We start from the raw sequence: 13832 nt of genomic DNA on the forward strand, positions 1-13832 counted from the left end.
CCGAAGAAGGTGCCGACCGCGCCCGCGCCCAGCCCGAGCCGGGCGGCCTCGCGCAGATCGGCCACCGGCGAGACCACCACGGCGCGGGCGACGCGGCCCGCGTCCCCGGCCGCCGCCCACAGCGCCAGCTGTCCACCTGCCGAGTGACCGGCCAGGGTCAGCGGCCCGTCGCCGGGCAGGGCCGCCAGCGCGGCGCGCAGGTCCTCGCCCGCCGCGGGCCAGCCGCCGGGGCCGCGGCGGTACTCGACGAGCGCCACCGGTACGCCCCGCCCGGCCAGTGCGGCGGCCAGCGGCGCGAGATGGGCGCGGTCGTACGCGGTGCGCCACCAGCCGCCGTGCACCAGGACCACGCGCGGGTCCCCGTCCCCGTACAGATCGACGACCCCGTCCGGGCCCGGCCGGTAGCGCAGCGTACGGTCCGGGGGCGCGGGCGGCCGGGCGAGCAGCGCCGCCGCCTCCTCGGCGTCCCGGCCCGCGTCGGGGGCTTCGGCCGGGGCCGGGCGGGGCGGCGTCCCGGCCAGCACCTCGGTCAGGGTGCGCGCGGCGCGCTCCGTCTCGGCGAACGAGGTGTACAGCGGCGTGAACCCGAACCGCAGCACGTCCGGTTCGCGGAAATCGGCGATCACCCCGCGCGCGGCCAGTTCCCCGGTCACCCGGCGCGCGTCCGGGCAGCGCAGCGCGACCTGGCTGCCGCGCCGCCCGGGCTCCGCCGGGGTGAGGACCGGCAAGGCACCCGCCAGGCAGCGTTCGAAGAAGGCGGTGAGCGCCAGGCTCTTGGCCCGTACCCGCGCCAGGTCCACCCCGTCCCAGACCTCCAGCGCGGCCTCCAGGGCCAGCAGCGACAGGATCTCCGGGGTGCCGACCCGGCCGCGCGGCGCGCCGGACGCCGGGCGGTAGCGCGGGGACATCGCGAACGGTTCGGCGTGCGAGTTCCAGCCCGGCAGCGGGGAGTCGAACGCCGCCTGGTGCGCGGCCCGGACGTACAGGTAGGCGGGGGCTCCGGGGCCGCCGTTCAGATACTTGTAGGTGCAGCCGACCGCGAGGTCGACGCCGTCGGCGTCCAGCGCGAGCGGCAGCGCGCCGGCGCTGTGGCACAGGTCCCAGACGCTCACCGCCCCGGCCGCCCGCACCGCCGCGGTGATCGCGGGCAGATCGTGCAGGGCGCCGGTGCGGTAGTCCACGTGGTTGACCAGGACGGCCGCGGTGCGCGGGCCGGCTTCGGCGGCGATGTCCCCGGCCGGGACGGGGCGCAGGGTGCGGCCGGTCAGCCGGGCGGCCGAGGCGGCGATGTAGCCGTCGGTGGGGAAGGTGGTGGCGTCGACCAGGATCTCGTCGCGCCCCTCGGGGGCCAGCCGGACGGCGGCCACCAGCGCCTTGAAGACGTTGACGCTGGTGGAGTCGCCCACCACCACCTGGCCGGCCGCCGCGCCCAGCAGCGGGGCGATCCGGTCGCCGACCCGCTCCGGCGCGGTCCACCAGCCGGACTCGGTCCAGGAGCGGATGCGCAGCCGGCCCCACTCGTGGCCGATCACCTCCGCGATCCGGCCGGGGACGGTACGGGGCAGCGCGCCCAGCGAGTTGCCGTCGAGGTAGACGGTGTCGTCCAGCTCGAACGCGGCGCGCTTGGCGCGCAGCGGGTCGGTGGCGTCCAGCCGGGCGGCTTCGGCCGCCGCGGCCGTGGTCGTCGTCATCGCCGTCTCCGTGTCCGTCTCAGACATGGCTGCGGGCCGTCCACAGTTCGGGGAAGACGTGCTTGGCCGCCCGCTTCTCCAGCCAGGCCACCCCGGCCGATCCCGCGGTCCCGGTCTTGCCGCCCATCGCCCGCCGGGTGGCCACCAGATGGTCGTTGCGCCAGCGCCACACCAGCTCGGCCACCTCGGTCAGCGCCTCGCCGAGGGCCAGCAGCGGGCCCTCGCCCGCCGCGTACACCCGCTGCCAGGCGGCCTCCACCGCCGGGTGCGGCTCGTAGCGGGTCCGGAAGTCACGGGCCAGCACCTCGGCGGGCAGCGGTGCCTCGCCGTGCCGGGAGAGATAGCCGAGCGCCTCGTCGTACAGGCTCGGTTCGTGCAGGGCCTTGGCCAGTTCGTCGTGGACCTTCGGGGTGCCCCGGTGCGGGACCAGCATGGCGGCCGACTTCTCGCCGAGCAGGAACTCCAGCCGCCGGTACATCGCCGACTGGAAGCCGGAGCCCTCCCCCAGGGCCGCCCGGTAGGCGTTGAACTCGCCGGGGGTGAGGTGCGCCAGCGGCTCCCAGGAGGCGTTGAGCGCGGTCAGCTGGTAGCCGGAGCGGCGCAGCGCGGCCAGGGCGCGCGGCAGGTCGTCCTCGCGCAGCGCGTCGGCGGCGGTCCGCCATTCGTGCACGATCACCGTGAACCACAGCTCCATGACCTGGGTGGTGACGAGGAACGCCATCTCCCCCGGGTCGTCGGACAGCGGGCGCTGGAGGTGGGTCAGCACCTCGGCCCGTACATAGTCCTCGTACGGTGTGCTGCCGTCGTAGGTCAGCGTCGGCTCGCCGGCGGTGTCCGACATGGCTCGCTCCTTCACACGGTCGTCCGTCGTCCCCGGGATCGCCGGGTGTCAGCGGCAGATTACGTGCCGGACGCGCGACGGGCGCCCCTCCGTCGTGTGGTGGGGCGCCCGGGGGCAGGCCGTGCCTCACACGGCCCGGGGTGCGGCCCGATCAGGACAGGGTCTCGGCCGCCGTCGGGGAGCTGTCGCGCAGGAAGGTGGTGCAGCGCTCGTACTCCTCCTGCTCGCCGATGGCCTGCGCGGCGCGCGCGAGGGCGTGCAGGGCGCGCAGGAAACCCCGGTTGGGCTCGTGCTCGAACGGGATGGGGCCGTGCCCCTTCCAGCCGTTGCGGCGCAGCGCGTCCAGGCCCCGGTGGTAGCCGGTGCGGGCGTAGGCGTAGGAGGCGACGGTGGCGCCTTCGGCGAACGCGTCGTCGGCGAGCTGGGCCCAGGCGAGCGAGGAGGCCGGGTACGCGGCGGCCACCTCGGCCGGCGCGGTGCCGGAGGCGAGCAGCTCGCGCGGCCCGGGGTCGTCGGGCAGATGGGTCGGGGGCGGGCCCCCGAGCAGGTTCTCGTGAAGGGACATGCCGTCCAGTCTGCCTGCTCGGGGGCGGTGCGCCGACCTCGCTACTTCAGGCGGGTGCCGGTGGAGCGCAGGTCGCCGCAGGCCTGGGTGACCCGGGCGGCCATGCCGGCCTCGGCGAGCTTGCCCCAGCTGCGCGGGTCGTAGGTCTTCTTGTCGCCGACCTCGCCGTCGACCTTCAGCACGCCGTCGTAGTTGCGGAACATGTGGTCGGCGACGGGCCGGGTGAAGGCGTACTGGGTGTCGGTGTCGAGGTTCATCTTCACGACGCCGTTGGCGAGCGCGGTGGCGATCTCCTCGCGGGTGGAACCGGAGCCGCCGTGGAAGACGAAGTCGAACGGGCTCTCCTTGCCGTAGCGCTGGCCGACACCCTCCTGGAGGTCCTTGAGGAGTTCGGGGCGGAGCACGACGTTGCCGGGCTTGTAGACGCCGTGCACATTGCCGAAGGAGGCGGCCAGCAGGTAGCGGCCCTTCTCACCCAGGCCGAGCGCCTCGGCGGTGCGCAGCGCGTCGTCGACGGTGGTGTAGAGCTTGTCGTTGATCTCGTGGCTGACGCCGTCCTCCTCGCCGCCGGTGGGGGTGATCTCCACCTCCAGCACGATCTTGGCGGCGGCGGCGATCGCCAGCAGCTCCTCGGCGATCTCCAGGTTGTCCTTCAGGGTTTCGGCGGAGCCGTCCCACATGTGGGACTGGAAGAGCGGGTTCTCGCCGCGGGCGACGCGCTCCTTGGAGAGCTGGAGCAGCGGGCGGACGTAGCCGTCCAGCTTGCCCTTGGGACAGTGGTCGGTGTGCAGCGCGATGTTCACCGGGTACTTCTCGGCGACGATGTGGGCGAACTCGGCCAGGGCCCGGGCGCCGGACACCATGTCCTTGTCGTACTGCCCACCGAGGAACTCGGCACCGCCCGTGGAGATCTGCACGATGCCGTCGCTCTCCGCCTCGGCGAAGCCGCGCAGCGCGGCGTGCAGGGTCTGCGTCGAGGTGACGTTGATGGCGGGGTAGGCGAACCGGCCTGCCTTCGCCCGGTCGAGCATCTCGTTGTAGACCTCGGGGGTTGCGATGGGCATCTGTCCGCTCCTTGATATCCGTGCGGGTCCGCGTCCCGCCCATCCTCCCAGACCGGAACAGATGCACCAGTGTGGCGGGGGCCATAGGCACGCAGGGTCACTGTTTCACGTGAAACAGTGACCCTGCGTAGCCATGCCGGGGCGGAGCGCGCCGGACGGTCAGCCCAGGCCCAGCTCGGGCAGCCCGTAGATCTGCACATACGGCAGTCCGGCCGCCTCCACCGCCGGGGCCGCGCCCCGCTCGATGATCACCGCGACCGCGACGACCTCGGCACCGGCCTCGCGCACCGCGGCCACCGCCTCCAGCGCCGAGGAACCGGTGGTGGAGGTGTCCTCGACGACCAGCACCCGGCGGCCCGCCACCTCGGGGCCCTCCACCCGGCGCTGGAGCCCGTGCACCTTCTGCGCCTTGCGCACCACGAACGCGTCGAGACGCCGGCCGCGCGCCGCGGCGGCGTGCAGCATCGCCGCCGCCACCGGGTCGGCGCCCAGGGTCAGCCCGCCGACCGCGTCGTACTCCAGATGCGCGGTGGCCTCCAGCAGCACCTCGCCGACCAGCGGGGCGGCCTCACCGTCGAGGGTGATCCGCCGCAGATCGACGTAGTAGTCGGACTCCACCCCGGAGGAGAGGGTCACCTTGCCGTGCACCACGGCCTTGTTCTGAATCTGCCGCAGCAGGGTCTCACGCGCGTTCATGAAAGCCGACATTACGGCAGCCGCCGCCAGGTCCAGACCGTGGAGATCTCCAGCGGCTCGATGGGGGTGACCAGGCGAGGGGTGGTGTTCAGCCCGTCCGGCGGCCCCGACTGCGGTTCCACGCACACCGCTTCGGCCACCTCGTCGTAGATCACCACCCACTCGGTGCGGCTGGTCACCTTCAGCTCCAGCTGCCCCGGCCAGGTGAGCGTGACCGCGACCCCCTCCGGCATCCCGAAACAGTCGTCCCACGGCCCCGGCAGCGGCGCGATCCGCTGCCCGGTGGGCAGATGGTCCGCCCCGCGCTCCTCCTGCCATCCGGCCGTGAAGTCCAGTTCCACCCCGGGACCTTCCGGGCTGAGCCGGCGCACGAACCACGGGTGCCAGCCGGCCTGCGCGGGGAAGGACACCCCGTCGGTCTCCACCCCGAGGGTCAGCGTCACCCCGCCGCCGTCCTCGGCGAGTTCGACGGTCTGGGTGACGAGGCCGGCGTACGGCCAGGCGTCGCCCTCCGGGCCGTCGCCGCCGATGGCCCGGCTGAAGGCCGCCGTCCGCTCACCGGCGCGCAGCGTACGCCAGGGCCTGCCCCGTACCGTGCCGTGCATCGCGTGCTGCTGGCCCTCGGCCACCGGCAGCCGGTGGGTGAGGCCGCCGTTGCGGAAGCGGCCCTCCCGGGTCCTGCCGCACCAGGGCGCCATCACGAAGGAGCCGAAGCGCTCGCCCTGCCGCAGCAGTTCGGCGCCGTCGACCAGCAGGGAGGAAATCCGGGCGCCCTCGTCGGGACGCACCGTCAGCCGGGTGTCGCCGGCCCGCAGCACGACGGCCGGGTCCGGGGCGCCGGGACGGTCTGAGTCATCGGTGGTCACCCGAAGACCATAACGAGCGCCCTCAGCGCCGCTTGCGCAGTACCCGCCCCACCAGCACCGCCGAGGCCAGCGCGAGGGCGGCGGCGGGAGCCACCCAGCGCAGCGGGATCGAGGCCGCGCCGCCGCTGCCCGGCGGCGGCTCGGGGGCGTACCGCCCGCGCGGCGGGGCGTGGTCGACCTCCTCGGCGCTGCGGCCGATCATCGTCCGGCGGGCGAAGTCCGCCTCGGGGGCCGGGGTGTGACGGCGTACCGTCTCCTCCCCGTCCTCCTCCAGGTCCTCCAGATCCTCCAGGTCCTCCAGCGCCTCCAGGTCGTCGAGGTCTTCGAGACCGTCGAGTTCCTCCAGGTCGTCCAGCTCGCGCAGCCCGTCGAGCCGCTCCAGGTTCTCCAGGTCCTCGAACTCCTGCCCGCCGTGCCCGGCCCGGTCGGCCGGCTGCCCCTCGGGGGCGGGGATGCCGGGGATGACGCGTTCGTTGTCGTCCGGCTCCCCGATGCCCCCGGCACCGGCCACCGGCGGCACCTCGCCGCGGTCGGCCTCCTCCTGCCCCAACTCGGCGACCAGCGCCTCCAGGAACCGCTCCAGCAGCCGGCGGCCCGCCGCCTCGCGCTGCCGCGCCTCCAGGGACCGCAGCCGGCCCTTGCTCTCGACGGTGCCGCTCAGGACCAGGGTGGTGCCGGAGCCGTCCGGCAGCGGCGTGGGCACCACGGTGAGGCTCAGGGCCGCGCTCCCGGTGCCCCGCGCCTCACGGCCCTCGGCCGCGACCGTGACCACGCCGGTGTCCTGCCGCGTGGTGAGGGTGAAGGTGCCCCGGTAGGTGATCGAGGTGTTGCCGGCGCGCAGCCGCAGCCGGCCCGCCGCCGTGGCGGGGGCGGTCGCGGTGTCCGGGTCCTGGACGGGGTCCGAGGCGGTGGCCGACGAGGCCGCGGACGGCCCGGCCGGCTGCTCCCGGTCGAGTTCGAGGCCGGGAACACACCGGGCGACCCGCTCCGGATCGGCGAGCGCGCTCCGCAGCACGGCGGCTGAGAACGGGACGTAGACCTCGTGTTCCATGCGGCGACCCTACCCACTGGGGCCGCTTAAACGACTAGTCCGACACAGGACACGGATTCCGGCCACCCAGCAGGGGGCGGCCGGGTCCCGCCGTCCCCGGGCTCAGTCGGCGGACCGTGCGGTCCCGTGGTCGGCCAGCGCCCCCTCGGTGGCCGTCTCCAGCGGGCCCATCAGGGGGATGAGCGCCAGCAGGACGGCGATCACCCCCGCGTTCAGCGAGAGCAGCCGCCACCGGCCGGTCCTGGTCACCTCCCGCCGGAACAGCCACAGCACCAGCAGGCCGCCGGCCGCCGCGTTCACGGCGCCGGTGACCAGGGCCGCCGACAGCCGTCCCAGCAGGGGCAGCAGAAGAAAGGGGAACGCCAGGCCACCGAGCAGCGCCCCGACATAGTCGGCCGCCGACAGATCGGCCAGCGCCCGGTCCGCCTCCTGGGCCCGGACCCGTTGGAACAGGGCCATCAGCAGCGGCATCTCGGCGCCGATCAGCACCCCGATGGCCAGCGCGTACCCGAAGAGCGCCCATCGGGCCTCGCCGCTCCACACATAGGAGAGGTGGAGCGCCACGGCGCAGCTGCCGCCCACCAGCCCCAGCAGGGCCTCGATCAGCACGAAGCTGGCGGCGGCCCGCCCGCGCAGCCGTTTGGCGGCGAGCGAGCCGATGCCCATCGCGAAGACCATCAGGGACAGTACGACGGAGGTGTGGGTGACGGTGTCCCCGAGCAAGTGGTCCGCGAGCGCGATCAGTTCCAGCTCGTAGACCAGTCCGCAGGCGGCGCAGACGAAGACGCCCGCCAGCACCAGCGCCCGCCCGAGCCCGGGCGGCACCGGCAGCCCGCTCGCGGCCGCCTCCGTCCCCCGCCCGTCCACCGGGCCGGACCGCCGGGGCGCGCGCCGCCCGGGCGCGGCTGCCGAGCGCGCGCTCACGACCCGGACATGACGTCACTCCCCGCGCCCACCCTGTCTCCCACGGGGGTGGCGTGCACGCCGATTCTGGTCCTGGTGACCACCAGGCGCCGCTCCTGCGGATAGGCGTGCCAGGTACGCCAGTGGACATGAGCGCCACGGCGCTGGGCGAGTAAGGCCGTGAAGGCGTGCGGGTCCCCGGGGAAGGTGGCGGCGAGCCCGTGGGGGTGCTCGGCGACCAGGGCGAGCAGTTCCTGCGCGCGCCCGGCGAAGGAGCCGGCGCTCAGGGTCTCGACCCGGGCCGCGAACGCGTAGTCGAAGCTGCCGAGCCGTTTGGAGACACCGAGCGGCAGCGGCGTTCTGCTGCCCGGCATGCAGGCCACCGTCTCGGAGCAGGAGTCGTCCAGGGCGCTGAGCAGCACCTGGTGGGAGGCACCCAGCACGCGCAGTTGTACGCTCGCGCCGCCGAGTTCGAGATCGAGGGTGGCCAGGGACGGCAGGGGCTCGCGGCCCAGCGCCCAGGCCAGATCGTCGGCCCTGGTGTCGGTATAGGCGGTGTGAATGGTGGTGAGCATGGGTCGGCTCCCGCACGCACGCAGTTCGATGGTGAACGGACCGGCCGTGGGAAACCCTCGGCCGCCCGTCCGCCGGGCCCGGCAGGCACTGGGCGGGGCGCCCAGGCGCTGAACCCGGATACGGACTTCACCGAATCATGGAACCCGCCGCCCCCACAGCGTTTTTACCCAACTTCACCAGGTTTCCATCCCCCCGGGGTCAGGGTGGGTCAGGTGTTCTCCTCCCCGTGACCGCAATACGAACACGCGTTCACGTTGCCGATGTGCTACCGGCAGGGAAACGCCCGTTTGTTCCATATATCCGCGTAGATGCAGGTAACAACTCAGCCTGTTTCACATCTCGGCTGCACAACGGTCACTCTTGCGCACTTGTTCGCGCCCGGTTCTGTGACGAAGCTCTCCGCAACTTCACACTACAAGTCATCACACCGTGGAAGGCCCAAGATGACCCGATTCGGAAGGGCGTCGAAGCTCGGCGCTGCTCTCCTGGGAGGCGTACTCGTCCTCTCGGCATGCGGCAGCGACAGCGACGGCGGCGACGACGCAGACAAGAACAACAACGCCGGCGGGGGTTCGGCCGACACCGTCACGCTCGCCTGGGCCCAGCCGCTGGACAGCTACAACCCCACCACAGCGGGCGCCAACTCCAACGCCAACGGCACCATACTCAATGGTACCGTCGGCGGCTTCTGGGGCTTCGACGGGGAGCGCGGTCTGGTGACCCCGCACGAGGAGTTCGGCACCTACGAGAAGGTGTCCGACGACCCGCTGACGGTCGAGTACACCATCAACGAGGCCGCCGTCTGGTCCGACGGTGACCCCATCGACTGCAATGACATCCAGCTGTGGTGGACCCAGCAGAGCGGCGCCATCGACGGCCTGTTCTCCGCCGTGGGCACCCAGGGCATCGAGGACACCACCCGCCCCGAGTGCGAGCCGGGCGGCAAGTCCTTCACCCTCGTCTACGACACCCCGTACGCCGACTGGGAGACCGCCGGCCCGGGCGTGGGCAACAACAAGATCATGCCGGCGCACGTCGTCGCCCGTGAGGGCGGGCTGAGCGACGAGGAGTTCCTCGCCGCGCTGCTGGACGAGGACGCCGACGCGCTCGCCGACGCCGCCCAGTTCTTCAACGAGGGCTGGCTGATCAACGGCTCGCTGCCCGACGAGTCGCTCATCCCCTCCTCCGGCCCGTACAAGCTGACCGGATTCGAGGAGGGCCAGTCGGTCACCCTCACCGCCAACGAGGCGTACTGGGGCGAGCAGCCGGCCACCAAGACCATCGTCGTCCGCATGGTCGCCGAGGAGCAGCAGGTCCAGGCGCTCCAGAACGGCGAGGTCGACGTCATCCAGCCGCAGCCGACGGTGGACGTCGCCAACCAGCTCGCGCAGGCCAGCGGCATCCAGACCTACCTGGGTGACCAGTACACCTACGAGCACTGGGACTTCAACTTCGACCGGGGCCCGTTCTCCGAGTCGCTCGCGCTGCGCCAGGCCTTCGCGCTGTGCGCCCCGCGGCAGCAGATCGTCGAGAACCTGATCCAGCCCATCGTGCCGGACGCCACCGTCAAGGACGTGCGGAACCTCGCCCCCTGGGACCCGGGCTACGACCTGGGCGTGGACGCCGTCGCCCCGGTGATCGCCGAGTTCGGCACCACCGACATCGAGCGCGCCCGCCAGATCCTGGAGGAGGAGGACGCGGTCGGCACCAAGATCCGCGTCGAGACCCTGGACAACCAGCGCCGCAACGACTCCGGCGCGCTGGTGAAGGCGTCCTGTGACGAGGCCGGCTTCGACGTCGAGTTCGTCTCCTCCGCCGACTTCTTCGACACCACCGGGGGCCTGTCGCAGGGCACCTTCGACGTCGCCCAGTTCGCCTGGATCGGCTCGAACCAGATGTCCGGCTGGAACTCCACCTTCCGCAGCCCGGCCGAGTGCTCGGTCGACGGCAAGGGCAACAACAACGGCTGCTACTCCAACCCCGAGCTGGACCAGCTGCTGGACGACATCCTGGTCGCCCCCAACCCGGAGGACGCCCAGGCCATCGCCGCCGAGATCGAGCTGAAGCTGTGGGAGGACATGGTCACCATCCCGATCTTCCAGCACCCCGGCATCACCGCCTGGGGCGACAGCGTCCAGAACATCGTTCCCAACCCGTCCCAGGGCTCCATCACCTGGAACGTGCACGAGTGGTCCAAGGGCTGAGGCCGCGGCGGTGACGGCCGCCCGCACCACCCGTGACGGGTGAGCCGGGCGCCGCGCACCGCGCCGCGACCGCGGCAAGGCATACGCCTCACGGGGCCGGGGGCTTCATCACCCCCGGCCCCGTCTTCATACGCCATCCCCCACCCCAGCCCTTCACCTCCCACACCACTCGCACCTTCAGGAGTCAGCGCCATGCTCGTCTTCATCGTGCGGCGGCTGTTCGTCTCGATCTGGGTGTTCTTCACCGCCACGATCGTGATCTTCTTCCTGGCCACCAAGGTCAAGGACCCGCTCGCCGACGCACGCCAGCTGCCGGACAACACGCGCGAGAGCGCGATGGCCGTGATCATCGAACGGATGCATCTGGACGAACCCTTCATCGTCAGATACTTCCTCTGGCTCGGGGACGCCATCAGAGGCGATCTCGGAGTGAACCGGCAGGGCCTGAGCGTCAACACGATGCTGGACGCGGCCGTGAGCGCCACCCTGCAACTCGTCATCGGCGCCACCGTGATCTCGATCGTCATCGGCATCACCATCGGCGTCATCTCCGCGCTGCGCCAGTACAGCGCCCTGGACCAGAGCGTCACCTTCGTGGCGTTCGTCTGCTTCTCGCTGCCGTCGTTCTGGATCGCCACCCTCCTCAAGGAGTTCATGGCGATCGACTTCAACGACTGGCTGGCCGACCCCGTCATCTCCGTGCCGTTCATCGCCGGCATCTCGCTGGTCACCGCGCTCACCGCGGGCGGTCTGGTGGTCGGCGACCGGCGCAGCCGGCTCACCGTCTTCGGCACCACGCTCGCCGGCATGGTCGTCCTGCTCTCGGTGCTCTCCGCCACCGGCTGGTTCAACGACCCGGGTCTGGGCCCGATCGTGGTCGCCCTCACCGCGCTCGGCGGCGCCATCGGCTTCACCGTCCTGGTCAGCGGCCTGGAGTGGGCACCGCCGATGAAGGCCGCGCTCATATCCGCCGGACTCGGCATCGTCGCCTACTTCGCGCTCGGCCCGGTCCTGGAGGACCCCAACCTGCTGACCCTGCTGCTGCTCGCGCTGGTCACGGCGGGCGTCGGGTACGGCGTCGGCTGGTACGTGGGCGGCGACCTGTACCGCCGCAACGCCATCCCGGCCGCGATCTTCACCGGCCTGTTCACCGGCGCGGTCATCTTCCTGGACCGGATGCTCCAGTCCTTCGCCTCCTACAGCGACTCGGTCGGCGGCCGGCCCATCTCCACCATCGGCGCCAGCACCCCCAACTACGACGGCACCTTCTGGCAGAGCGGCCTCGACTCGTTCGGCCACCTCGCCCTGCCCAGCCTGGCGCTGGTGCTGATCTCGCTGGCCACGTACTCCCGTTACACCCGCGCCAGCATGCTGGAGGTCATGAACCAGGACTACGTGCGCACCGCCCGCGCCAAGGGCCTGAGCGAGCGCGCCGTGGTCACCCGGCACGTGCTGCGCAACGGCATGATCCCGATCACCACCCTGGTGAGCTACGACATCGGCACCGTGCTCGGCGGTGCGGTCATCACCGAGAAGGTCTTCGGCTGGCGGGCCATGGGCACCATGCTGCTGGACGGCATCCACCAGGGTGACCCGATGCCGATCATGGCGTTCTTCCTGGTCTCCGGCGGCGCGATCATCGTCTTCAACATGATCGCGGACATCGCCTACGCCGTCCTCGACCCCCGCATCCGGCTGTCCTGAAGGAGATTGACATGACGGACGCACAGCGCGCAGCGCAGAAAGCCGGATCCGAGCCGGGACCGGAGGCCGCCGGCCCGCCCGGCACCGCGGACACCACCGCCCAGGGCATGAGCATCGTCGCCCGCAGCCAGGGCCAATTGGTCCGGCGCCGGTTCTTCCGGCACAAGGGCGCCATGGTCGGTCTGGTGCTGTTCATCCTGGTGGTCGGCCTGGCCGTGACCTCCATCGGCGCCGGGCCCATACCCGGCTGGTGGGACAAGACACCCACCGCCACCGCCACCGCCGTCGACGGCGGGCGGCCCACCCTCTCCGTCATCCCCGAGTTCCTCGGCGGCGGCGGCATCCATCTGGGCGAACACCCCTTCGGCCAGGACAACATCGGCCGCGACTACTTCGCCCTCACCATGCGCGGCGCCCAGGTCTCCCTGGTGATCGCGCTGCTGGTCGGCCTGATCGCCACCTTCGTCGGCACGGTCATCGGCGCCGCCGCCGGCTACTTCCGGGGCTGGACCGAGTCCACCCTGATGCGCTCCAGCGACGTGCTGATCGCCGTTCCCACCCTGCTGATCGCCGGTCTGATCGGCACCATGATCGCGGGCCGCGGCATCGTCCTGTTCGGCGTCTTCCTGGGCCTGGTGACCTGGATGCAGACCGCCAGACTCGTCCGCGGCGAGGTGCTCTCGCTGCGCGAGAAGGAGTTCGTGGAAGCGGCCCGCTCGGTCGGCACCTCCTCCCGGCGGATCATCTTCAAGCACATCCTGCCCAACACGATCGGCATCATCATCGTGTCGGTGACGCTGGCCATCGCCTCGGCGGTGCTGCTGGAGACGGGCCTGTCCTTCGTCGGCCTCGGCGTGCAGCCGCCGGACACCTCGCTCGGCCGGCTGATCAGCGACTACCAGACGGCGCTCGGCACCCGGCCCTGGCTCTTCTACTGGCCCGGTGTCTTCATCATCCTGATCGCTCTCTCGGTGAACTTCATCGGCGACGGTCTGCGTGACGCCTTCGATCCCCGACAGAACCGGGTGCGTGACTGATGTCTGTGACCAACCCCCCCGCCGCCACTCCCGGCGCCCCCGTCGTGACCGAGGCGGCCGAGGACGTGCACGAGGCACGCACCCTCGCCGACTCCCGGCCGCCCACCGACGAAGCCATCCTCGAAGTCGAGAACCTGACCGTCGAGTTCCCCACCGACGACGGAGTGGTCCGCGCCGTACGCGGCGTCGACTACACGCTGCACGCCCGCGAGGTGCTGGGCATCGTCGGCGAGTCCGGGTCCGGCAAGTCGGTGTCCTCGATGGCGGTCATGGGCCTGCTGCCCAAGTCCGCCCGCATCAAGGGCTCCATCCGCTACCGGGGCCAGGAGATGCTCAGCATGCGCCCCAAGGAGCAGCGGGCGCTGCGCGGCCGGAAGATCGCGATGATCTTCCAGGACCCGATGACCTCGCTCAACCCGGTCCGCACCATCGGCGACCAGCTGTCCGAGGCCGTCCTCGCGCACCATCTCGTCCCCCGCAAGGAAGCCCTGCGCCGGGCCAAGGACATGCTCGACCTGGTCGGCATCCCGCAGCCCGAGAAGCGGCTGGGCGCGTACCCGCACGAGTTCTCCGGCGGGATGCGGCAGCGGGTGATGATCGCCATGGCGATCATCAACGACCCGGACGTCATCAT

Annotated in this window: 11 protein-coding genes and 2 pseudogenes; 4 read left to right on the forward strand and 9 right to left on the reverse strand. The window is 71.9% G+C overall.

Going from position 1 to position 13832, the window contains the following annotated elements; all coding sequences use genetic code 11:
• Window positions 1–506 precede the first annotated feature (506 nt).
• The 9 genes and pseudogenes from kynU to ACFV5N_RS15345 form a co-directional block, all read right to left on the reverse strand.
• Window positions 507–1718: pseudogene (gene kynU, locus ACFV5N_RS15305) on the reverse strand (kynureninase); the annotation flags it as partial.
• Complete coding sequence (locus ACFV5N_RS15310) at window positions 1711–2532, reverse strand: tryptophan 2,3-dioxygenase (protein ID WP_385599152.1); 822 nt, start codon at window positions 2530–2532, stop codon at window positions 1711–1713. The pseudogene kynU and the gene ACFV5N_RS15310, both read right to left, overlap by 8 nt.
• A 151-nt stretch (window positions 2533–2683) precedes the next feature.
• A complete protein-coding gene (locus tag ACFV5N_RS15315; RefSeq protein WP_385599154.1) occupies window positions 2684–3097 on the reverse strand; it encodes a DUF3151 domain-containing protein in 414 nt (137 codons plus the stop codon).
• A gap of 41 nt (window positions 3098–3138) precedes the next feature.
• The gene (gene fbaA, locus ACFV5N_RS15320) at window positions 3139–4161 is read right to left on the reverse strand and encodes a class II fructose-bisphosphate aldolase (protein ID WP_385599157.1); all 1023 of its coding nucleotides are present in this window, start codon (window positions 4159–4161) and stop codon (window positions 3139–3141) included.
• A 159-nt stretch (window positions 4162–4320) separates the two neighbouring features.
• The gene (gene pyrE, locus ACFV5N_RS15325; protein ID WP_093843324.1) at window positions 4321–4857 is read right to left on the reverse strand and encodes an orotate phosphoribosyltransferase; all 537 of its coding nucleotides are present in this window, start codon (window positions 4855–4857) and stop codon (window positions 4321–4323) included.
• Window positions 4858–4868: 11 nt separating this feature from the next.
• On the reverse strand, window positions 4869–5723 hold the full coding sequence (locus tag ACFV5N_RS15330; RefSeq protein WP_385599159.1) for an aldose 1-epimerase: 855 nt from the start codon (window positions 5721–5723) through the stop codon (window positions 4869–4871).
• Between the two features lie 22 nt (window positions 5724–5745).
• On the reverse strand, window positions 5746–6774 hold the full coding sequence (locus tag ACFV5N_RS15335) for a CoxG family protein (RefSeq protein WP_385599162.1): 1029 nt from the start codon (window positions 6772–6774) through the stop codon (window positions 5746–5748).
• A gap of 135 nt (window positions 6775–6909) precedes the next feature.
• Window positions 6910–7641, reverse strand: a pseudogene (locus ACFV5N_RS15340) (spermidine synthase); the annotation flags it as partial.
• A 53-nt stretch (window positions 7642–7694) separates the two neighbouring features.
• Complete coding sequence (locus ACFV5N_RS15345) at window positions 7695–8252, reverse strand: DUF2617 family protein (protein WP_385599165.1); 558 nt, start codon at window positions 8250–8252, stop codon at window positions 7695–7697.
• 444 nt (window positions 8253–8696) lie between these two features.
• Here ACFV5N_RS15345 and ACFV5N_RS15350 point away from each other — a divergent pair, with 444 nt between their 5' ends.
• The 4 genes from ACFV5N_RS15350 to ACFV5N_RS15365 form a co-directional block, all read left to right on the forward strand.
• The gene (locus ACFV5N_RS15350; protein WP_385599168.1) at window positions 8697–10457 is read left to right on the forward strand and encodes an ABC transporter family substrate-binding protein; all 1761 of its coding nucleotides are present in this window, start codon (window positions 8697–8699) and stop codon (window positions 10455–10457) included.
• Between the two features lie 192 nt (window positions 10458–10649).
• A complete protein-coding gene (locus ACFV5N_RS15355) occupies window positions 10650–12161 on the forward strand; it encodes an ABC transporter permease (RefSeq protein ID WP_385599171.1) in 1512 nt (503 codons plus the stop codon).
• 11 nt (window positions 12162–12172) lie between these two features.
• Entirely contained in the window at window positions 12173–13198 is a 1026-nt protein-coding gene (locus ACFV5N_RS15360) for an ABC transporter permease (RefSeq protein WP_385599174.1), read from the forward strand.
• The coding region (locus tag ACFV5N_RS15365) for an ABC transporter ATP-binding protein (protein WP_385599177.1) at window positions 13198–13832 on the forward strand (635 nt) is incomplete at its 3' end. The genes ACFV5N_RS15360 and ACFV5N_RS15365, both read left to right, overlap by 1 nt.

The organism is Streptomyces sp. NPDC059853, assembly GCF_042731495.1.
Lineage (GTDB): Bacteria > Actinomycetota > Actinomycetes > Streptomycetales > Streptomycetaceae > Streptomyces.

Bases quoted from the DNA above. Each gene is read 5' to 3' on its own strand.
- ACFV5N_RS15310 (WP_385599152.1), bottom strand. From the start codon at position 2,532: ATGTCGGACACCGCCGGCGAGCCGACGCTGACCTACGACGGCAGCACA.
- ACFV5N_RS15315 (WP_385599154.1), bottom strand. From the start codon at position 3,097: ATGTCCCTTCACGAGAACCTGCTCGGGGGCCCGCCCCCGACCCATCTG.
- fbaA (WP_385599157.1), bottom strand. From the start codon at position 4,161: ATGCCCATCGCAACCCCCGAGGTCTACAACGAGATGCTCGACCGGGCG.
- pyrE (WP_093843324.1), bottom strand. From the start codon at position 4,857: ATGAACGCGCGTGAGACCCTGCTGCGGCAGATTCAGAACAAGGCCGTG.
- ACFV5N_RS15335 (WP_385599162.1), bottom strand. From the start codon at position 6,774: ATGGAACACGAGGTCTACGTCCCGTTCTCAGCCGCCGTGCTGCGGAGC.
- ACFV5N_RS15345 (WP_385599165.1), bottom strand. From the start codon at position 8,252: ATGCTCACCACCATTCACACCGCCTATACCGACACCAGGGCCGACGAT.
- ACFV5N_RS15350 (WP_385599168.1), top strand. From the start codon at position 8,697: ATGACCCGATTCGGAAGGGCGTCGAAGCTCGGCGCTGCTCTCCTGGGA.
- ACFV5N_RS15355 (WP_385599171.1), top strand. From the start codon at position 10,650: ATGCTCGTCTTCATCGTGCGGCGGCTGTTCGTCTCGATCTGGGTGTTC.
- ACFV5N_RS15360 (WP_385599174.1), top strand. From the start codon at position 12,173: ATGACGGACGCACAGCGCGCAGCGCAGAAAGCCGGATCCGAGCCGGGA.